The 20,300-nt window shown below is 41.1% G+C and carries 25 protein-coding genes (1 of these 25 only partly in view); 24 read left to right on the forward strand and 1 reads right to left on the reverse strand.

The annotated features are described in order from the left end of the window. The 13 genes from csfB to rsmI form a co-directional block, all read left to right on the forward strand. Nucleotides 1-173: the 3' portion of an anti-sigma-G factor gene (csfB, locus tag NST79_RS00180; protein WP_003243294.1), read on the forward strand. Its footprint begins 22 nt before the window's first position; 173 of the gene's 195 nt are visible here — the last part of the coding sequence; its start codon lies beyond the left edge, outside the window; it ends in the stop codon at nt 171-173. Nucleotides 174-292: 119 nt separating this feature from the next. After that, nucleotides 293-907 carry a 5-bromo-4-chloroindolyl phosphate hydrolysis family protein gene (locus NST79_RS00185; RefSeq protein WP_069963934.1) on the forward strand — a complete coding sequence of 205 codons (615 nt, stop codon included), beginning with the start codon at nt 293-295 and terminating at the stop codon, nt 905-907. Nucleotides 908-925: 18 nt separating this feature from the next. Next, on the forward strand, nt 926-2,086 hold the full coding sequence (locus tag NST79_RS00190; RefSeq protein ID WP_212059519.1) for a toxic anion resistance protein: 1,161 nt from the start codon (nt 926-928) through the stop codon (nt 2,084-2,086). An 81-nt stretch (nt 2,087-2,167) separates the two neighbouring features. After that, nucleotides 2,168-3,610 carry an aminotransferase class I/II-fold pyridoxal phosphate-dependent enzyme gene (locus NST79_RS00195; protein WP_212059517.1) on the forward strand — a complete coding sequence of 481 codons (1,443 nt, stop codon included), beginning with the start codon at nt 2,168-2,170 and terminating at the stop codon, nt 3,608-3,610. Continuing rightward, nucleotides 3,607-4,245 carry a dTMP kinase gene (gene tmk, locus NST79_RS00200; protein ID WP_015253015.1) on the forward strand — a complete coding sequence of 213 codons (639 nt, stop codon included), beginning with the start codon at nt 3,607-3,609 and terminating at the stop codon, nt 4,243-4,245. The genes NST79_RS00195 and tmk overlap by 4 nt, the downstream gene beginning before the upstream one ends. Nucleotides 4,246-4,318: 73 nt before the next feature. Further along, nucleotides 4,319-4,648: a cyclic di-AMP receptor DarA gene (gene darA, locus NST79_RS00205; protein ID WP_003242755.1), complete on the forward strand. Its 330-nt coding sequence runs from the start codon at nt 4,319-4,321 to the stop codon at nt 4,646-4,648. Between the two features lie 12 nt (nt 4,649-4,660). Then, nucleotides 4,661-5,101, forward strand: coding sequence for a YaaR family protein (locus tag NST79_RS00210; protein ID WP_009966249.1), 441 nt, complete (start codon nt 4,661-4,663; stop codon nt 5,099-5,101). An 11-nt stretch (nt 5,102-5,112) separates the two neighbouring features. Beyond that, nucleotides 5,113-6,102, forward strand: a complete 990-nt coding sequence (holB, locus tag NST79_RS00215) for a DNA polymerase III subunit delta' (RefSeq protein WP_003244417.1) — start codon at nt 5,113-5,115, stop codon at nt 6,100-6,102. A gap of 2 nt (nt 6,103-6,104) precedes the next feature. Beyond that, nucleotides 6,105-6,932, forward strand: coding sequence for a competence/sporulation regulator complex protein RicT (gene ricT / locus NST79_RS00220; protein WP_003226767.1), 828 nt, complete (start codon nt 6,105-6,107; stop codon nt 6,930-6,932). Nucleotides 6,933-6,946: 14 nt separating this feature from the next. After that, a complete protein-coding gene (gene yabA, locus NST79_RS00225) occupies nt 6,947-7,306 on the forward strand; it encodes a replication initiation-control protein YabA (protein ID WP_003218308.1) in 360 nt (119 codons plus the stop codon). 58 nt (nt 7,307-7,364) lie between these two features. Further along, nucleotides 7,365-8,108 carry a tRNA1(Val) (adenine(37)-N6)-methyltransferase gene (locus NST79_RS00230; protein WP_015253014.1) on the forward strand — a complete coding sequence of 248 codons (744 nt, stop codon included), beginning with the start codon at nt 7,365-7,367 and terminating at the stop codon, nt 8,106-8,108. Beyond that, nucleotides 8,095-8,394 carry a GIY-YIG nuclease family protein gene (locus tag NST79_RS00235; RefSeq protein WP_003242983.1) on the forward strand — a complete coding sequence of 100 codons (300 nt, stop codon included), beginning with the start codon at nt 8,095-8,097 and terminating at the stop codon, nt 8,392-8,394. The genes NST79_RS00230 and NST79_RS00235 overlap by 14 nt, the downstream gene beginning before the upstream one ends. Next, nucleotides 8,369-9,247, forward strand: a complete 879-nt coding sequence (gene rsmI, locus NST79_RS00240; protein WP_003243457.1) for a 16S rRNA (cytidine(1402)-2'-O)-methyltransferase — start codon at nt 8,369-8,371, stop codon at nt 9,245-9,247. The genes NST79_RS00235 and rsmI overlap by 26 nt, the downstream gene beginning before the upstream one ends. Before the next feature lie 48 nt (nt 9,248-9,295). On the opposite strand, the gene abrB is transcribed toward rsmI, so the two are convergent. Further along, entirely contained in the window at nt 9,296-9,586 is a 291-nt protein-coding gene (abrB, locus tag NST79_RS00245; RefSeq protein WP_003226760.1) for a transition state genes transcriptional regulator AbrB, read from the reverse strand. Nucleotides 9,587-10,080: 494 nt separating this feature from the next. On the opposite strand from abrB, the gene metG reads away from it, so the two are divergent. The 11 genes from metG (at nt 10,081) to ridA (ending at nt 20,121) form a co-directional block, all read left to right on the forward strand. Then, on the forward strand, nt 10,081-12,075 hold the full coding sequence (metG, locus tag NST79_RS00250; protein WP_212059558.1) for a methionine--tRNA ligase: 1,995 nt from the start codon (nt 10,081-10,083) through the stop codon (nt 12,073-12,075). 79 nt (nt 12,076-12,154) lie between these two features. Beyond that, a complete protein-coding gene (locus NST79_RS00255; RefSeq protein ID WP_212059557.1) occupies nt 12,155-12,922 on the forward strand; it encodes a TatD family hydrolase in 768 nt (255 codons plus the stop codon). A 155-nt stretch (nt 12,923-13,077) separates the two neighbouring features. Continuing rightward, nucleotides 13,078-14,391 carry a ubiquitin-like domain-containing protein gene (locus NST79_RS00260; RefSeq protein WP_212059556.1) on the forward strand — a complete coding sequence of 438 codons (1,314 nt, stop codon included), beginning with the start codon at nt 13,078-13,080 and terminating at the stop codon, nt 14,389-14,391. A 144-nt stretch (nt 14,392-14,535) separates the two neighbouring features. Beyond that, nucleotides 14,536-15,096 carry a ribonuclease M5 gene (gene rnmV / locus NST79_RS00265; protein ID WP_212059554.1) on the forward strand — a complete coding sequence of 187 codons (561 nt, stop codon included), beginning with the start codon at nt 14,536-14,538 and terminating at the stop codon, nt 15,094-15,096. Next, nucleotides 15,089-15,967 (forward strand): 16S rRNA (adenine(1518)-N(6)/adenine(1519)-N(6))-dimethyltransferase RsmA, encoded by an 879-nt coding sequence (gene rsmA / locus NST79_RS00270; protein ID WP_212059552.1) that lies wholly within the window; start codon nt 15,089-15,091, stop codon nt 15,965-15,967. The genes rnmV and rsmA overlap by 8 nt, the downstream gene beginning before the upstream one ends. Before the next feature lie 161 nt (nt 15,968-16,128). Further along, the gene (gene prtG, locus NST79_RS00275) at nt 16,129-17,001 is read left to right on the forward strand and encodes a sporulation-specific protease PrtG (protein WP_014475574.1); all 873 of its coding nucleotides are present in this window, start codon (nt 16,129-16,131) and stop codon (nt 16,999-17,001) included. 210 nt (nt 17,002-17,211) lie between these two features. Further along, nucleotides 17,212-17,472 carry a Veg family protein gene (locus NST79_RS00280; protein ID WP_003218330.1) on the forward strand — a complete coding sequence of 87 codons (261 nt, stop codon included), beginning with the start codon at nt 17,212-17,214 and terminating at the stop codon, nt 17,470-17,472. Nucleotides 17,473-17,631: 159 nt separating this feature from the next. Then, on the forward strand, nt 17,632-17,817 hold the full coding sequence (locus tag NST79_RS00285; RefSeq protein ID WP_003218333.1) for a small, acid-soluble spore protein, alpha/beta type: 186 nt from the start codon (nt 17,632-17,634) through the stop codon (nt 17,815-17,817). Nucleotides 17,818-17,964: 147 nt separating this feature from the next. After that, complete coding sequence (gene ispE / locus NST79_RS00290; protein ID WP_003226742.1) at nt 17,965-18,834, forward strand: 4-(cytidine 5'-diphospho)-2-C-methyl-D-erythritol kinase; 870 nt, start codon at nt 17,965-17,967, stop codon at nt 18,832-18,834. A 55-nt stretch (nt 18,835-18,889) separates the two neighbouring features. Then, nucleotides 18,890-19,747 (forward strand): pur operon repressor, encoded by an 858-nt coding sequence (gene purR, locus NST79_RS00295; RefSeq protein ID WP_003218342.1) that lies wholly within the window; start codon nt 18,890-18,892, stop codon nt 19,745-19,747. After that, nucleotides 19,744-20,121 carry a 2-iminobutanoate/2-iminopropanoate deaminase gene (gene ridA, locus NST79_RS00300; protein WP_003226738.1) on the forward strand — a complete coding sequence of 126 codons (378 nt, stop codon included), beginning with the start codon at nt 19,744-19,746 and terminating at the stop codon, nt 20,119-20,121. Before purR ends, ridA begins: the two co-directional genes overlap by 4 nt. The last annotated feature ends 179 nt before the right edge of the window (nt 20,122-20,300 follow it).

The following is a 20,300-nucleotide window of genomic DNA, read 5'->3' on the forward strand; positions in this document are numbered from 1 at the left end:
ATCATACATGTGTGATTTGTGATCAAGAGAAGAATAGAGGCATTCATCTTTATACGAAATTCATATGCTTAGATTGTGAGAGAAAAGTAATTTCTACATCAACTTCTGATCCTGACTATGCGTTTTACGTAAAAAAACTAAAGAGCATTCATACACCGCCATTATATTCATAGACCTGAAAAGGTCTTTTTTTGTACTCTTAATAATAAAAAGAAGATGAAACTTGTTTAAGGATTGAACGTAGTAGATAATAATATTAAAACTGAGTATAGACACAGGAGTCGATTATCTCATGCAGAGATTTTTTCACTTTTTGATGTGGAGTTTAACTAGCAGTGCGACTTTTGTTTTCATTGGAATATTGAGCTTTTTTGGTTTAAACCAGTCGCTTTTTTTATCTATTGTTTATGGGCTTGCTTCTGGAGCAGCCGTATATATAGCTGGCATCTGGAATGCAAGACGGTTATTTCTTAAAAAGCATGAATTGACAGGAAGAGAGTATGCTTATATTAAGAAAAATTTAGAGGAAGCAAGGCAGAAAATGATCCGTCTTAGGAAAGCCTTGTTTCAGGCTAAAAGCATTCAAATGTTTAAGCAAAATGCAGAAATGCTAAGGATTGTGAGAAGGATTTATCTCCTCACCAAAAAAGAGCCAAAGCGGTTTTATCAGGCAGAACGATTTTTTTATCAAACTCTCGATTCGGTTGTTGAATTGACAGAGAAGTATGCTTTTCTATCATCTCACCCAAAAAAAAGCAAAGAACTGTCGATGTCGTTAAGTGAGACACGCATCACTCTTACTGAATTGACCAAGCGTTTAGAGGAAGATTTAACTCAAGTAATGGGTGATGAAATTGACGAGTTGCAGTTTGAATTAGACGCAGCAAAACATTCATTAAAGAAATAAGGGAAGAGGGTAAGAGCGATGAACCGAGACCAAAGCGACCTTCATATAGATGAATTATTGGCAGATCCTTTTGGTGGTAACATAGAGATACCAGGTTCGGAGGCTGTAAAAGCAGAGAAAGAGCAAGTACGGCTTGTTGATGTTCTTCCTGAGGAAAACAAGGAAAAAGCAATTCAGCTTGCTGGACAGATTGATCATAAAAATATGCAAAGCATTGTCTTATACGGTTCACAAGCTCAATCTAAACTGCTGAACTTTTCTCATGATATGATTAATCATGTTCAAAAGAAGGATGTCGGGGAGATTGGCGAAATACTTGGAGAGCTGATGAAAAAGCTGGAGCAAGTAAATCCTGATGATCTCCAATCTAAGAAAAAGGGTTTTTTGGCACGCATGTTTGGAAGAGTATCAAGTTCTCTTCAAGAGGTGCTGTCTAAATACCAAAAGACCAGTGTGCAGATAGACAAAATCAGCTTGAAGCTGGAGCACTCTAAAAATGCTTTAATCAGTGACAACAAGCTGTTAGAGCAGTTATATGAAAAAAATAAAGAATATTTTGCCGCGCTGAATGTTTATATTGCTGCAGGAGAACTGAAGCTGGAGGAATTAAAAACAAAAACGATTCCTGAACTGAAGCAACAGGCTGAATCGAGTGATCATAACCAAATGGCCGTTCAAGAGGTGAATGATTTAATTCAATTTGCTGACCGGTTAGATAAAAGGGTGCATGATTTGCTGCTGAGCAGGCAAATTACAATCCAAAGTGCACCGCAAATCAGGCTGATTCAAAATACAAACCAAGCGTTAGCTGAAAAGATTCAGTCATCCATTGTGACAGCGATTCCGTTATGGAAAAATCAAGTTGCCATTGCACTGACGCTTTTAAGGCAGCGCAATGCAGTGGATGCACAACAGAAAGTATCTGATACAACCAATGAGCTTTTGCTGAAAAATGCGGAGCTTTTAAAAACCAATACAATTGAAACTGCACGGGCAAATGAAAGAGGCCTTGTTGATATAGATACCTTGAAGAAGGTGCAGGAAAGTTTAATAAGCACGCTTGAAGAAACACTGACTATACAAGAAGAAGGACGAATCAAACGCCGTCAGGCAGAAGAAGAGCTCATGATGATGGAAGGCGACCTGAAGCAAAAGCTGATTACAATAAAGGAAAGATAGTTACCAGTAAGTCTGGCTTTAAGTTCTGTCAGAGGCACGATATAATAAGGTGTAAGAAGACACATTCAAAGGATTGTTTTCATGAACACACCTTTATATAAAGCATTAATTCAACATGCGAGAAGAAATTCTCATTCATTTCATGTTCCGGGACATCACAATGGAGATGTCTTTTTTGATGACGCTAAGTCAATATTCGATCCGCTTCTCACCATTGATGTAACTGAACTGGCAGGACTGGATGATCTCCATCATCCTTCTGGGGTGATTAAGGAAGCTCAGGAGCTTGCCAGTCAATTATATGGATCGGCGGAAAGTTTTTTTCTGGTAAATGGTACGACTGTCGGAAACTTAGCGATGATTTTATCTGTTTGTGAACCTGGTGATACAATTCTGGTTCAAAGAAACTGTCATAAATCTGTATTTCATGCTGTTGATTTGGCCGGTGCTGAGCCGGTTTATATTGCACCTGACGTTGATTCAGCGATGCATGTGCCTACGCATGTTCCGCTTGGAACAATTAAAGAGGCCCTGGCAGCATATCCAGATGCGAAAGGCTTGGTACTGACCAATCCGACATATTACGGACATAGTGCTGATTTGACTGAGATCATTACTGAAGCCCATCATTACGGAATTCCTGTTTTGGTCGATGAAGCTCATGGCGCACATTTTATTTTAGGTGAGCCTTTTCCGGTCTCAGCTTTAAAAATGGGGGCAGATATTGTTGTTCAGTCGGCCCACAAAACGTTGCCTGCCATGACGATGGGTTCTTATTTGCATCTCAACAGCAGCTGCAGGATTAACAGGGATCGGGTGGCAGAGTATTTAAACCGATTACAAAGCAGCAGCCCGTCTTATCCGATTATGGCTTCGTTAGATATTGCCCGCGCTTATGTACAGCATATTATAGAAGAACAAAAGCTTTCTGACATTCTGCAGCGGATACAAACACTTAAACAAACGTTTGATTCACTTGCAAATGCTGAAGCTGTTAACCCTGCTAATCCACTGATCATCACGGACCCGCTGAAGCTCACAATTCGTTCAAAACGCGGGCATTCTGGCTATACGCTGCAAAGCATTTTAGAGCGTGCCAACATATTCACTGAGCTTGCTGATGAAAATCAAGTTCTGCTCGTTCTCCCATTGGGAGGAAAACGGAGCATAAACGCTGAAACCATTAGAAGCATCGATGAAGAGATTGAGAAAACGCCTCCGGATCAGACGTTTGTTTCTGCAGAATGGGGTGTGCAGCCTGTTACTGTCTTGCCTTATCCAAAAAAGGTCTTACATTCGTTTAAGAAAGAATATGTGAGCTTTGAGGAAGCAGCTGGCCGGCTGAATGCAGAAGATATCATCCCTTATCCTCCGGGTATCCCGATGATTATGGCGGGAGAAAGAATAACAAAAGAAAGTGTGCAAAAGCTCAGCCGCTTGATCAGCATGAAAACGCATGTTCAAGGGAATATGAAAACCAAAGAGAAACAACTACTTGTTTATATAGAAGAGGAGAAATCATGAGCGGTTTATTTATTACATTCGAAGGTCCTGAAGGTGCAGGAAAAACGACTGTTCTGCAGGAGATCAAAAACATACTGACAGCAGAAGGCCTTCAGGTTATGGCAACTCGAGAGCCAGGCGGAATAGATATTGCAGAACAAATTCGAGAGGTTATTCTGAATGAGAACAACACATTAATGGACCCAAAAACAGAAGCTCTCTTATATGCGGCTGCAAGGCGCCAGCATTTAGTTGAAAAAGTAAAACCTGCTTTAGAACAGGGGTTTATCGTTCTTTGCGACAGATTTATAGACAGTTCTCTTGCGTATCAAGGATATGCAAGAGGACTTGGAATTGATGAGGTTCTGTCGATTAATGAATTTGCCATTGGAGATATGATGCCCCATGTAACGGTTTATTTTTCAATTGATCCGGAAGAAGGACTGAAGCGTATTTACGCAAACGGCTCACGGGAGAAAAACAGGCTCGATTTAGAAAAACTGGACTTTCATACAAAAGTACAAGAAGGTTATCAAGAGCTGATGAAGCGATTTCCGGAAAGATTTCATTCAGTTGATGCCGGGCAATCCAAAGACCTCGTCGTTCAGGATGTTCTAAAGGTGATCGATGAAGCGTTGAAAAAAATTCAATTGTGACCTGTTTCCCAATAGTTGATATAATAATGTAAACGAGATCACGTTGTTTCCAATCTAAAGGAGGCCTTCACAGATGAAATTGATAGTGGCAGTTGTACAAGATCAGGACAGCAACAGACTTTTGAAAACCTTAACGGATCACAACTTCAGAGTCACAAAGCTTGCGACGACAGGAGGATTTCTTAAATCAGGCAATACAACGTTTATGATCGGTGTCGAGGATATACGCGTCAATAAAGCGTTGAGTCTCATTAAAGAAAACGGGCAGAAACGTGATCAGATGATTGCCCCTGTATCTCCAATGGGCGGAAATGCTGATTCCTATGTCCCTTATCCAGTCGAAGTTGAAGTTGGCGGAGCGACAGTATTTGTCCTTCCAGTCGATGAATTTCATCAATTTTAAGGATCTGAAACTGTGAAAATTAATAAAGATATACGTACATTTATAGATAATAAGCAGATTCCCTCTGTGAAAACATCTGAGATCACAGCATCGTTTAAAACATCAATGGAAAACCAAAGCAGCAAAATGAAGCTTGATCAGCTTACCAGGCTGTTATCTGATATAGAGGCATTCGGAAAAAGGCTAACGAAATCTCGGAATTTTAAAGACTTAGCGAGATTTAAAGGACTTGTGAAACGTTTTGTCAAAGAAGCTGTGGACAGCGGCCTTTCACATGAAACATCGAAAAGCTTTGACCTTTATGGGAACAGCAGAACGCTGGGACTTGTGAAAGAAATAGATGACAAGTTGATACAGCTTACGGAAGAGATGATGGATCAGGAAAAACCGGCAATTGATTTGCTGGAGCGTATTGGCGAAATAAAAGGTTTATTAATTAACCTTTACACATAGAGAGTGATACAATGGCAATATCCTGGAAGGAAATGAACGAGCTTCAGCCCAGAGTGATGAAGCTTTTATATAATAGTATTGAGAAGGACAGACTATCACACGCTTATTTGTTTGAGGGGAAAAAAGGAACAGGCAAGCTTGATGCCGCGCTGCTTCTTGCAAAAAGCTTCTTTTGTCTGGAGGGTGGCGCGGAGCCTTGTGAGAGCTGCCGAAACTGTAAACGGATAGAGTCAGGGAACCATCCTGATCTCCATCTTGTTCAGCCTGATGGCTTATCAATCAAAAAGGCGCAAATTCAAGCACTCCAAGAAGAGTTTTCTAAGACAGGACTTGAATCGCATAAAAAGCTGTATATTATTTCGCACGCAGATCAAATGACAGCAAATGCGGCGAACAGCCTGCTGAAATTTTTAGAAGAACCGAACAAAGACACAATGGCCGTCCTCATCACTGAGCAGCCCCAAAGGTTATTGGATACCATCATTTCAAGATGCCAAACCCTTCCTTTTCAGCCTTTGCAACCGAAAGCAATTGAAGATAGACTGATCGAACAGGACGTCTCGCCTCATATGGCAAGGCTTCTGGCCAACATGACTAATAATGTAGCAGAAGCAGTCGAATTAAGTCGAAATGATGAGTTTGCAGAGTCTAGAGCGAAAGTGATAAAATTGTATGAAGTCCTACACCAGCGGAAAGGACATGCTTTTTTCTTTATTCAAGATCAATGGATGCCCTTTTTCAAAGAAAAAACCCATCAAGAAATGGGTCTTGATATGCTCTTATTGATATATCGTGATGTGTTGTCCATCCAAATAGGAAATGAAGATAAATTGATTTATCAAGACTTATTCCAATCAATAAAACAGCATGCGCTACAATCAACACAACAAAGCGTTACGAATCAGATACTTGCTGTTTTAGAAGCAAAGAAACGGCTTCATTCCAATGTGAATGTACAAGGATTAATGGAGCACTTGGTGTTAATGTTGCAGGAGGGATAAGCTTGTACAATGTAATTGGTGTCCGCTTTAAGAAAGCGGGTAAAATATATTATTTTGATCCGAATGGATTTCATATAGAACATGACAGCTGCGTAATTGTAGAAACTGTCAGAGGCGTTGAGTACGGCCAGGTCGTAATTGCAAATAAACAGGTGGATGAGCATGATGTGGTGCTTCCCCTTCGAAAAGTGATACGTGTGGCAGACGAGCGCGATCTTCTCATTGTAGAAGAAAATAAACAGGAAGCACTATCAGCATTTGATATCTGCCAAAAGAAAGTGATTGAGCATGGCTTGGATATGAAGCTGGTCGATGTTGAATTCACGTTTGATCGCAATAAAGTCATTTTTTACTTCACTGCTGACGGCCGAGTTGACTTTAGAGAGCTTGTAAAGGATTTGGCTTCTATCTTTAAGACAAGAATTGAGCTGCGCCAAATCGGAGTGAGGGATGAGGCAAAAATGCTCGGAGGAATCGGTCCTTGCGGAAGAATGCTTTGCTGTTCAACGTTTCTTGGAGATTTTGAACCCGTTTCCATTAAAATGGCCAAGGATCAGAACTTGTCTTTAAATCCTACGAAGATTTCGGGTCTTTGCGGACGATTGATGTGCTGTCTAAAATATGAGAACGATGAGTATGAGACGGCAAAAGAACAGCTTCCTGATATAGGAGAAATGATTACGACAGCAAACGGTCCCGCGAAGGTAGTCGGACTAAATATTCTGGAACGGGTGCTTCAGGTGGAACTGATAAACCGTGAAAAAGTGATAGAATATACTTGGGAAGAGCTCTTGGAAGAGGGCGTCGTATCCGCACAAACCACAGATTAACGAGGTGTGGAACCTTGGATAAAAAAGAGTTATTTGATACAGTCATTAACTTAGAAGAACAAATTGGCTCACTGTACCGGCAGCTGGGGGATTTGAAGCAGCATATCGGTGAGATGATTGAGGAAAATCATCATTTACAGCTTGAAAACAAGCATTTGCGCAAACGGCTGGACGATACGACGCAACAGATTGAAAAGTTCAAAGCTGATAAAAAAGAATCAAAAACACAGAAGACAGAGCAAACTGATATAGGGGAAGGATATGATAATCTGGCACGTCTGTATCAAGAAGGATTTCATATCTGCAATGTCCACTATGGAAGTGTTCGAAAAGAGGATTGTCTTTTCTGTCTGTCATTCTTAAATAAAAAATAGGGAAAAGGCTTCCGCATAAGACGGGAGCCTTTTTCAAAGGTACTGAAAGGATAAGAAGATGGTTTCATTACATGATGATGAAAGATTAGATTATTTGCTGGCAGAGGACATGAAAATCATACAAAGCCCAACAGTGTTTGCTTTTTCGTTGGACGCTGTGCTTCTGTCCAAATTTGCGTACGTTCCGATTCAAAAAGGGAAAATTGTTGATTTATGCACCGGCAATGGTATTGTGCCGCTGCTGCTCAGTACAAGATCAAAAGCAGACATTCTGGGAGTCGAAATTCAAGAAAGACTGCATGATATGGCTGTTCGCAGCGTGGAGTATAATAAGTTGGACGATCAGATCCAGATCATACATGATGACCTGAAAAACATGCCGGAGAAACTTGGACATAATCGATATGATGTTGTCACCTGTAATCCGCCGTATTTTAAAACGCCGAAACAAACTGAACAAAACATGAACGAGCATCTCCGAATCGCAAGACATGAAATCCACTGCACATTGGAGGATGTCATTTCAGTCAGCAGCAAGCTGCTCAAGCAAGGGGGAAAAGCAGCTCTTGTTCACCGGCCGGGAAGGCTTCTGGAGATTTTTGAACTGATGAAGGCTTATCAAATCGAGCCGAAACGTGTACAATTTGTCTATCCGAAGCAAGGGAAAGAAGCCAATACCATTTTGGTTGAAGGTATCAAAGGCGGGCGCCCGGATTTAAAAATTCTTCCTCCTTTATTCGTTTATGATGATCAAAATGAATATACAAAAGAAATCAGGACCATTTTATATGGAGACAAATAACCATTTCTTCTACGTCGTGAAATGTAAGGACAATAGCTGGTATGCCGGGTATACCAACGATCTGCATAAACGAGTGAAAACGCACAATGATGGAAAGGGCGCAAAGTACACAAAAGTAAGACGTCCGGTTGAATTAATTTTTGCCGAGAGCTTTTCAACAAAGCGGGAAGCTATGCAGGCGGAATATTATTTCAAAAAACTAACTCGGAAGAAAAAAGAGCTTTATATAGAAGAAAAGCGGAACAGCAAGGAGGCTGTATATGTTAAGGCGCCAAATGAGCTTTAATGGAAAGTCGGACATGGGGATTCTTTACTTGGTCCCAACCCCAATCGGAAATTTAGAGGATATGACATTCCGGGCGATCGACACGCTGAAATCAGTGGATGCGATTGCTGCGGAAGATACGAGGCAAACGAAAAAGCTTTGTCATGTATATGAAATTGAAACACCGCTCGTCAGCTATCACGAACACAATAAAGAAAGCAGTGGGCACAAAATTATTGAATGGCTGAAATCGGGAAAAAACATTGCTCTTGTCAGTGATGCCGGTCTGCCGACGATTTCTGATCCCGGAGCGGAAATTGTAAAGGATTTTACGGATATAGGCGGTTATGTTGTTCCGTTGCCGGGAGCAAATGCTGCATTAACAGCTCTTATTGCTTCAGGTATTGTACCGCAGCCTTTTTTCTTTTACGGTTTTCTCAACAGACAGAAAAAAGAAAAGAAGAAGGAGCTTGAAGCCCTTAAAAAACGGCAGGAAACGATCATTTTTTATGAAGCGCCCCACAGATTGAAGGAAACCTTGTCAGCGATGGCAGAGATATTAGGAGATCGGGAAATTGCTGTAACACGTGAACTCACTAAGAAATATGAAGAGTTTATCCGAGGAACCATATCTGAGGTCATTGGATGGGCAAACGAGGATCAGATACGCGGCGAGTTTTGTCTTGTCGTAGAAGGAAGTAATAATGAAGAGGTAGATGAGGAAGAACAATGGTGGGAAACCCTCACTGCGAAAGAACATGTCGAGCATTACATTTCGAAAGGCGCTACGTCTAAAGAAGCTATTAAAAAAGCAGCAGTCGATCGCAATGTACCAAAGCGTGAAGTGTACGATGCTTACCATATTAAGCAATAAAAAAACGTTCTTGTGTCATAACAAGAACGTTTTTTGTACAAGAAATGATTATTTAAGGTTTTGAAGCTGGTTTTGGATTTCGCTGATGATTTGCTCAGCGCCTTCTTTACTAAGAACCAATTTACCGCCTGCAAGTTTAAGGTTATCATCAGAAACTTCACCAGTTACTTGGCAAGTCATGTTTGGTTTATATTTTTTAAGGATGATTTTTTCATCATCAACATAGATTTCAAGAGCATCTTTTTCTGCGATTCCAAGAGTACGACGCAGTTCGATAGGAATAACTACACGTCCTAATTCATCAACTTTACGTACAATACCAGTAGATTTCATAAACATTCTCCTCCCAAGAGATACTTATTTGTTTAAATTATATTTTTCTTCGTCATTATTCGACAAAATCCTTACCTTCATAGCATAACAAGGTTTCCAATAATCGTCAATCATTTTGTTTACTATTGATTGTAAGAATTAGTTCTTATAGTCAGTAATGTCTTAGAAACTACCGAAATAACAGCATTTTATAAATATTTAATAAAGCTATTATCCTACTAAAAATCCTTTTAAATCAAGACTTTCGAACCAAAGTTTTTTATTTCATTTGATTATATACGACAAAATTCGACATGAACAGACTTTTTTTATTTTCATTAAAGATTTTTAATTTTAATTATTCTTTTTCAGGGTGTATGTATATATTCTTGATCTTAAAGGCTAAGATGGTATCATAGATAAAGGATAAATATAAATAATATTCATATATGATTTGCACTTATCGCCGCTCTCGTCCTTTGGGCGGGAGCTTTTTGACATTCTGATTAGGAGGTTTCAAGATGCCGCAAGAAAACAATACATTTTACATTACAACACCGATTTATTATCCGAGCGGAAAATTACATATCGGCCATGCATATACGACAGTCGCGGGAGATGCAATGGCACGTTACAAAAGATTAAAAGGGTTCGATGTTCGCTATTTAACGGGAACGGACGAGCATGGACAAAAGATCCAGCAAAAAGCTGAACAGGAAAACATTACACCTCAGGAGTATGTGGATCGTGCAGCGGCAGATATTAAAAAACTGTGGAAGCAGCTTGAAATCTCAAACGACGACTTTATCCGCACGACAGAAAAACGGCATAAAGTTGTCATTGAAAAAGTGTTTCAAAAGCTTCTTGATAACGGGGACATCTATCTTGATGAGTATGAAGGCTGGTACAGCATCCCTGATGAAACGTTCTACACGGAAACTCAGCTCGTTGATATTGAGCGGAATGAAAAGGGAGAGGTCATCGGCGGAAAAAGCCCTGACAGCGGTCACCCAGTTGAATTGATCAAAGAGGAATCTTATTTCTTCCGCATGGGGAAATACGCGGATCGACTTCTGAAATACTATGAAGAAAACCCGACATTCATTCAGCCAGAATCACGCAAAAACGAAATGATTAATAACTTTATCAAACCTGGACTTGAGGATTTGGCAGTATCACGTACCACTTTTGATTGGGGCGTGAAGGTGCCGGAAAATCCAAAGCATGTTGTATATGTTTGGATTGACGCACTATTTAACTATTTAACGGCACTCGGTTATGATACAGAAAATGATGAGCTTTATCAAAAATATTGGCCTGCCGATGTTCATTTAGTCGGTAAGGAGATTGTACGATTCCATACTATTTACTGGCCAATTATGCTGATGGCGCTGGATCTTCCGCTGCCAAAGCAAGTATTCGCGCATGGATGGCTTTTGATGAAAGACGGAAAAATGTCGAAATCAAAAGGAAACGTTGTAGATCCGGTTACATTAATTGAACGCTATGGTTTAGACGAACTTCGCTATTACTTGCTTCGCGAAGTGCCGTTCGGATCAGACGGTGTTTTCACGCCGGAAGGATTTGTTGAGCGAATCAACTATGATTTAGCGAATGATTTAGGAAATCTATTGAATCGTACTGTTGCGATGATCAATAAGTATTTTGACGGACAAATTGGTTCTTACAAAGGTGCTGTTACGGAATTTGACCAAACGCTCACTTCTGTTGCTGAAGAAACAGTGAAAGCTTATGAGAAAGCAATGGAAAATATGGAGTTCTCGGTAGCACTTTCGACTTTATGGCAGCTCATCAGCCGCACAAACAAATATATTGATGAGACAGCTCCATGGGTGCTTGCGAAAGATCCGGCAAAAGAAGAAGAATTGCGATCAGTTATGTATCACCTCGCTGAATCATTGCGTATTTCAGCGGTACTGCTTCAGCCATTCTTAACAAAAACACCTGAAAAAATGTTCGAGCAGCTGGGCATTACTGATGAATCTTTAAAAGCTTGGGACAGCATTACAGCTTTCGGCCAGCTGAAAGATACAAAAGTACAAAAAGGCGATCCATTGTTCCCTCGTTTAGAGGCAGAAGAAGAAATTGCTTACATCAAAGGGAAAATGCAAGGTTCAGCACCAGCGAAAGAAGAAACAAAAGAAGAAGAGCCTCAAGAGGTCAATCGTTTACCTGAAATTACGATTGATCAATTCATGGATGTAGAGCTTCGCGTAGCTGAGGTCATTGAGGCAGAGCCAGTGAAAAAAGCAGACCGTTTATTGAAGCTGCAGCTTGATCTTGGTTTTGAAAAGCGCCAAGTGGTATCCGGCATTGCGAAGCATTATACGCCTGAAGAGCTTGTTGGAAAAAAACTCGTTTGTGTAACAAATCTAAAACCGGTTAAACTCAGAGGAGAGCTTTCTCAAGGTATGATCCTTGCAGGAGAAGCAGACGGCGTTTTAAAGGTCGTGTCTATCGATCAGTCGTTACCAAAAGGCACAAGAATTAAATAATGATAAAACAAAAGGTGTTTCACGTGTAACAATTCGTCGAACACCTTTTGTGTTTCGACAAGAAAGGAGTTTTTCACTTATGTTGTTTGACACACACGCGCATTTAAATGCAGAACAATATGATACTGATCTTGAAGAGGTTATTGAACGGGCAAAAGCTGAAAAAGTTGAACGAATTGTCGTAGTTGGTTTTGACCGTCCGACGATTACCCGTGCGATGGAAATGATTGAGGAATATGATTTTATTTATGCAGCCATTGGCTGGCACCCTGTTGACGCTATTGACATGACAGAGGAAGACTTAGTGTGGATTAAAGAGCTTTCTGCTCATGAGAAAGTGGTAGCGATAGGGGAAATGGGACTGGATTATCATTGGGATAAATCACCTAAAGATATTCAAAAAGAGGTGTTTAGAAAACAAATCGCCTTAGCGAAAGAGGTCAATTTGCCTATTATCATTCATAACCGTGATGCAACGGAGGATGTCGTGACCATTTTGAAAGAGGAAGACGCAGAAGCTGTGGGCGGAATCATGCACTGCTTTACAGGAAGTGCGGAAGTGGCAAGAGAATGCATGAAAATGAATTTTTATTTATCATTTGGGGGACCGGTGACATTTAAAAATGCGAAGAAACCGAAGGAAGTAGTGAAGGAAATTCCCAATGACCGGCTGCTGATTGAAACGGACTGCCCGTTTCTCACACCGCACCCTTTCCGCGGGAAAAGAAATGAGCCAAGCTATGTGAAATATGTGGCAGAACAAATCGCCGAATTAAAAGAAATGACCTTTGAAGAGATTGCTTCCATCACGACTGAAAATGCGAAAAGACTTTTCCGTATAAACTGACAAAAAACGCTAGCGGGTTTTGTAAGAGCTTGTCCCTTACAGCGTATTTCTATAAAAGTTCTACATGCTTTCTTCTCCTCATAGGATAGGTTTGTCGACAAGTCTTTCTTCCGTTTCTCAGTGTATTTCAGGATAATGAAGAGGACACTGAGCTTTTGGGAGAAAGAGAAGGGAGGGTTGACAGCCTTTTAGATACTCTATATAATCTCTCCGAGGAGAAGGAGGCGTTTTTCATCACACAAAAAATGAAAAAGCTGTTTTCCGTAAAGCTTAGCAAAAGCAAAGTCATTCTGGTTGCTGCTTGTTTGCTTTTGGCAGGAAGCGGGACTGCGTACGCGGCTCATGAGCTGACGAAACAATCAGTCTCAGTTTCTATCAATGGCAAAAAGAAACATATACGCACACATGCAAATACAGTCGGTGATCTTTTGGAGACGCTTGATATAAAGACAAGAGACGAAGACAAGATCACACCTGCTAAACAGACAAAGATAACAGCAGACATGGACGTTGTGTATGAGGCTGCAAAACCTGTGAAGCTTACAATAAACGGGGAAGAAAAGGCGTTATGGTCAACAGCAAAAACGGTCGGTGCATTACTGGACGAACAAGATGTTGATGTGAAAGAACAAGATCAAATTGATCCCGCAATAGATACAGATATTTCGAAAGACATGAAGATTAACATAGAGCCCGCATTTCAGGTTACTGTGAATGATGCAGGGAAACAAAAGAAGATCTGGACGACTTCGACTACGGTCGCTGACTTTTTAAAACAGCAAAAGATGAACATAAAAGACGAAGATAAAATCAAGCCTGCGTTAGATGCAAAGCTGACGAAAGGAAAGGCTGATATTACAATTACTCGTATCGAAAAGGTCACCGATGTAGTTGAAGAGAAGATTGCGTTCGATGTGAAAAAGCAAGAAGACGCTTCTCTTGAAAAAGGGAAAGAAAAGGTCGTCCAAAAAGGAAAAGAAGGCAAGCTAAAAAAACATTTCGAAGTCGTTAAAGAAAACGGTAAAGAAGTGTCCAGAGAGCTTGTAAAAGAAGAAACAGCTGAACAAAGCAAAGATAAAGTGATTGCTGTCGGCACAAAGCAAAGCAGTCCAAAATTTGAAACGGTCAGTGCTTCAGGTGATTCAAAAACAGTTGTGTCCCGCAGCAATGAATCAACAGGCAAAGTCATGACTGTATCATCTACGGCTTATACGGCAAGCTGCAGCGGTTGTTCAGGACATACAGCGACAGGCGTCAATTTAAAAAATAATCCGAATGCCAAAGTCATCGCTGTGGATCCAAATGTCATTCCGCTAGGCTCCAAAGTCCACGTGGAAGGCTATGGATATGCCATCGCTGCAGATACCGGTTCAGCGATTAAAGGGAACAAGATAGACGTCTTTTTCCCAGAGAAATCATCGGCGTACCGATGGGGAAATAAAACAGTCAAAATTAAAATCTTAAATTAATATATACTTATGTATTCAGAGGGTTTTGCGCCCTCTGTTTTTTTCGTTATAATAGACAAAGTGCATTTTCTGCTTATTAGACGCTCGATATAAGAAAAAGTTTCATGAATATACAAAAGTTTTTATTTTGTCTTGGAGGAAATAATGAAAATTAAAGAGATCATTGTGGTCGAGGGGCGTGACGATACGGCCCGCATCAAATTGGCTGTTGATGCAGACACAATTGAAACAAATGGTTCAGCCATCGATGATCATGTGATTGACCAAATCCGTTTGGCCCAGAAGACCAGAGGCGTCATTATTTTAACGGATCCGGACTTTCCGGGAGAGAAGATTCGCAAAACCATCTCAGAGGCTGTACCCGGCTGTAAGCATGCATTTTTGCCAAAACATCTTGCCAAACCTAAAAACAAGCGGGGAATTGGTGTAGAGCATGCATCGGTTGAAAGCATTAGGGCATGTTTAGAAAATGTGCATGAGGAGATGGAAGCGCAGCCGAGTGACATTTCAGCTGAGGATTTGATTCATGCCGGACTAATAGGCTGGCCTGCGGCCAAACGCCGACGGGAACGACTGGGTGATCTGTTGAAAATCGGCTATACAAATGGCAAACAGCTTCAAAAACGGCTGCAAATGTTTCAAATTAAAAAAAGTGATTTTATGAGTGCGCTCGATACCGTTATGCGGGAGGAACAGAATGAATAAAGATATTGCGACACCGATTAGAACGAAAGAGATACTGAAGAAATACGGTTTTTCTTTTAAAAAGAGCTTAGGACAGAATTTCTTAATTGATACGAACATTTTAAACAGAATTGTTGATCACGCGGAAGTGACGGAGAAAACAGGTGTCATTGAAATCGGCCCGGGAATCGGGGCTTTAACCGAACAGCTTGCCAAGCGGGCGAAAAAGGTCGTGGCATTTGAGATTGACCAGCGGCTATTGCCGATTCTGAAGGATACACTGTCACCTTACGAAAATGTCACTGTCATTCATCAGGACGTGTTAAAGGCTGATGTCAAATCAGTCATTGAAGAACAATTTCAAGATTGTGATGAGATCATGGTAGTTGCCAACCTTCCTTATTACGTAACAACACCGATTATCATGAAACTGCTTGAAGAACATCTTCCGCTGAAAGGAATTGTGGTCATGCTGCAAAAAGAAGTGGCTGAGCGCATGGCGGCTGATCCTTCATCTAAGGAGTACGGCTCGCTTTCAATCGCGGTGCAGTTTTATACAGAAGCCAAAACGGTGATGATCGTTCCGAAAACCGTATTTGTTCCTCAGCCTAATGTCGATTCCGCAGTCATCCGTCTGGTTCTCCGAGACGGCCCGGCAGTGGACGTGGAAAACGAATCCTTTTTCTTTAAGCTCATCAAGGCAAGCTTTGCACAGCGTCGTAAAACGCTGCTCAATAACTTAGTTAACAATCTGCCTGAAGGAAAAGCGCAAAAATCAACAATTGAGCAAGTGCTTGAAGAAACAAATATTGACGGTAAGCGCCGAGGTGAATCCCTGTCTATTGAGGAGTTCGCAGCGCTGTCTAACGGATTGTATAAAGCCCTTTTCTAAAAGGGCTTTTTGTTTTGCGCACCACATGGACTGCCGCTACATAGGCTAGAGAAGGACCTTTCATTCAATGATAAGAAAAAACTTGGACTCAGCGAAAAAAGGCGCTTTCTCAAGGCTCTTTCTTTCATGATGAGGCTTAGTCTATGTGTGGAGTGAGGAATGTGCAATTTCAAATAGGGGATATGGTAGCCAGAAAATCCTATCAGATGGATGTTTTGTTTCGAATTATAGGAATAGAGCAAACAAGCAAAGGAAATTCAATTGCCATTTTGCATGGAGATGAAGTCAGGCTGATTGCTGATTCGGATTTTTCTGATCTGGTAGCAGTGAAAAAAGATGAGCAGATGATGCGGAAAAAGAAAGATGAGAGCAGAATGAATGAGTCGCTCGAATTGCTCCGCCAGGATTATAAGCTGCTCAGAGAAAAACAGGAGTACTATGCGACAAGCCAATATCAGCATCAGGAGCATTATTTCCATATGCCGGGCAAAGTGCTTCATCTGGATGGTGACGAAGCATATCTGAAAAAATGCCTGAATGTCTATAAAAAAATTGGAGTGCCGGTCTATGGCATCCATTGCCATGAAAAGAAAATGTCTGCTTCTATTGAAGAATTGCTCGACAAATATCGACCTGATATCCTGGTGATCACAGGGCATGATGCGTATTCGAAGCAAAAGGGCGGCATTGATGATTTGAATGCGTACAGACATTCTAAGCACTTTGTTGAAACTGTTCAAACAGCCCGAAAAAAGATCCCTCACTTAGATCAGCTTGTTATTTTTGCGGGGGCCTGCCAATCCCATTTTGAATCACTCATCAGAGCGGGTGCGAATTTTGCAAGTTCACCGTCAAGAGTCAATATTCATGCGCTTGATCCGGTATATATCGTCGCGAAGATCAGCTTTACGCCGTTTATGGAACGGATTAATGTATGGGAAGTGCTCCGTAATACGCTGACAAGAGAGAAAGGGCTTGGAGGTATTGAAACAAGAGGAGTTCTGAGAATTGGTATGCCTTATAAGTCCAATTAACAGTTGAAAACCTGCATAGGAGAGCTATGCGGGTTTTTTATTTTACATAATGATACATAATTTACCGAAACTTGCGGAACATAATTGAGGAATCATAGAATTTTGTCAAAATAATTTTATTGACAACGTCTTATTAACGTTGATATAATTTAAATTTTATTTGACAAAAATGGGCTCGTGTTGTACAATAAATGTAGTGAGGTGGATGCAATGGCGAAGACGTTGTCCGATATTAAAAGATCGCTTGATGGGAATTTAGGTAAAAGGCTGACGTTAAAAGCAAACGGTGGCCGCCGAAAAACGATTGAGCGTTCGGGCATTTTAGCTGAGACGTACCCTTCTGTTTTTGTGATACAACTAGATCAAGACGAGAACTCGTTTGAAAGAGTTTCATACAGTTATGCTGATATTTTGACTGAGACTGTTGAGCTGACATTTAATGATGACGCCGCAAGCTCAGTGGCATTTTAACGGGCAGTGAACCTTTTGTTTACTGCTTTTTGTTTTGCCCTTTTTTGGTTTCCAATAATTTTAACGAAAGTTCCATCTGATTTAACAAAAGATAAAACAGTCACATATTATCGTGACGTGCACGAATGGCTATCACTTCTAAAAAAGGGGTTGTTTCGTTTGGGCAGACGTCGTGGAGTTATGTCAGATGAGTTTAAATATGAGCTGGCTAAAGACCTTGGTTTTTATGACACAGTAAAAAATGGCGGCTGGGGCGAAATTCGGGCTCGCGATGCCGGTAACATGGTAAAGCGCGCTATAGAAATCGCCGAACAGCAAATGGCTCAGAATCAGAATAACCGATAAGGATGTGACCCGGGGGACGTGCTGTTCCCTGGTTTTTTTATTTTGGATATAAATACATAATGGGCTGAATATGGATATGTTCATCCTGTACTTCAAATGTGATACAATGTTCATACTTATGTTTAGATGGAGAAGTAGGTGAAAGCTATGCGTATTTTAGAAAAAGCGCCAGCTAAGATCAATCTGTCACTTGACGTCACCCGAAAACGCCCGGATGGCTATCATGAAGTCGAAATGATCATGACGACAATTGATTTAGCTGATCGAATTGAATTGACGGAGCTTGCAGAGGATGAAGTGAGGGTTTCCTCCCACAACCGATTTGTGCCTGATGACCAAAGAAACTTAGCTTATCAGGCTGCCAAGCTGATCAAGGACAGATACAACGTGAAAAAGGGAGTTTCCATCATGATTACGAAGGTAATTCCGGTGGCTGCCGGTCTTGCCGGCGGAAGCAGTGATGCGGCGGCGACGCTCAGAGGGCTGAACAGACTGTGGAATTTAAATCTGTCCGCGGAAACGCTTGCTGAGCTTGGAGCGGAAATTGGCTCTGACGTTTCATTTTGTGTCTATGGCGGAACTGCATTAGCAACAGGGCGCGGCGAGAAAATTAAACATATCAGCACGCCTCCGCACTGCTGGGTCATTTTAGCGAAGCCGACAATCGGTGTTTCAACTGCTGAAGTGTACAGAGCGCTGAAACTGGATGGTATAGAGCATCCCGATGTACAAGGCATGATCGAGGCGATAGAAGAGAAGAGTTTTCAGAAGATGTGCAGCCGGTTAGGCAATGTGCTTGAATCTGTTACACTCGATATGCATCCTGAAGTTGCGATGATCAAAAACCAGATGAAACGCTTTGGTGCAGATGCCGTGTTAATGAGCGGGAGCGGCCCGACAGTATTTGGACTGGTTCAGTATGAGTCGAAGGTGCAGAGAATTTATAACGGGTTAAGAGGCTTCTGCGATCAAGTTTATGCGGTGAGAATGATCGGCGAACAGAACGCTCTTGATTAAATCCGTATGTTAAGTTATATTGATCTTAAAATATTCGGATTTTGGGGGTAAGTTCATGAAGTTTCGTCGCAGCGGCAGATTGGTGGACTTAACAAATTATTTGTTAACCCATCCGCACGAGTTAATACCGCTAACCTTTTTCTCTGAGCGGTATGAATCTGCAAAATCATCGATCAGTGAAGATTTAACAATTATTAAACAAACCTTTGAACAGCAGGGGATTGGTACTTTGCTTACTGTTCCCGGAGCTGCCGGAGGCGTTAAATATATTCCGAAAATGAAGCAGGCTGAAGCTGAAGAGTTTGTGCAGACACTTGGACAGTCGCTGGCAAATCCTGAGCGTATCCTTCCGGGCGGTTATGTATATTTAACGGATATCTTAGGAAAGCCATCTGTACTCTCCAAGGTAGGGAAGCTGTTTGCTTCCGTGTTTGCAGAGCGCGAAATTGATGTTGTCATGACCGTTGCCACGAAAGGCATCCCTCTTGCGTACGCAGCTGCAAGCTATTTGAATGTGCCTGTTGTGATCGTTCGTAAAGACAATAAGGTAACAGAGGGCTCCACAGTCAGCATTAATTACGTTTCAGGCTCCTCAAACCGCATTCAAACAATGTCACTTGCGAAAAGAAGCATGAAAACGGGTTCAAACGTACTCATTATTGATGACTTTATGAAAGCAGGCGGCACAATTAATGGTATGATTAACCTGTTGGATGAGTTTAACGCAAATGTGGCGGGAATCGGCGTCTTAGTTGAAGCCGAAGGAGTAGATGAACGTCTTGTTGACGAATATATGTCACTTCTTACTCTTTCAACCATCAACATGAAAGAGAAGTCCATTGAAATTCAGAATGGCAATTTTCTGCGTTTTTTTAAAGACAATCTTTTAAAGAATGGAGAGACAGAATCATGACAAAAGCAGTCCACACAAAACATGCCCCAGCGGCAATCGGGCCTTATTCACAAGGGATTATCGTCAACAATATGTTTTACAGCTCAGGTCAAATCCCTTTGACTCCTTCAGGCGAAATGGTGAACGGCGATATTAAGGAGCAGACTCATCAAGTATTCAGCAATTTAAAGGCGGTTCTGGAAGAAGCGGGTGCTTCTTTTGAAACAGTTGTAAAAGCAACTGTATTTATCGCGGATATGGAACAGTTTGCGGAAGTAAACGAAGTGTACGGACAATACTTTGACACTCACAAACCGGCGAGATCTTGTGTTGAAGTCGCGAGACTCCCGAAGGATGCGTTAGTCGAGATTGAAGTTATTGCACTGGTGAAATAATAAGAAAAGTGATTCTGGGAGAGCCCGGGATCACTTTTTTATTTACCTTATGCCCAAAATGAAAGCTTTATGACCTAATTGTGTAACTATATCCTATTTTTTCAAAAAATATTTTAAAAACGAGCAGGATTTCAGAAAAAATCGTGGAATTGATACACTAATGCTTTTATATAGGGAAA

This window comes from Bacillus sp. PS196 (assembly GCF_037963555.1).
Classification (GTDB): Bacteria; Bacillota; Bacilli; order Bacillales; family Bacillaceae; genus Bacillus; species Bacillus subtilis.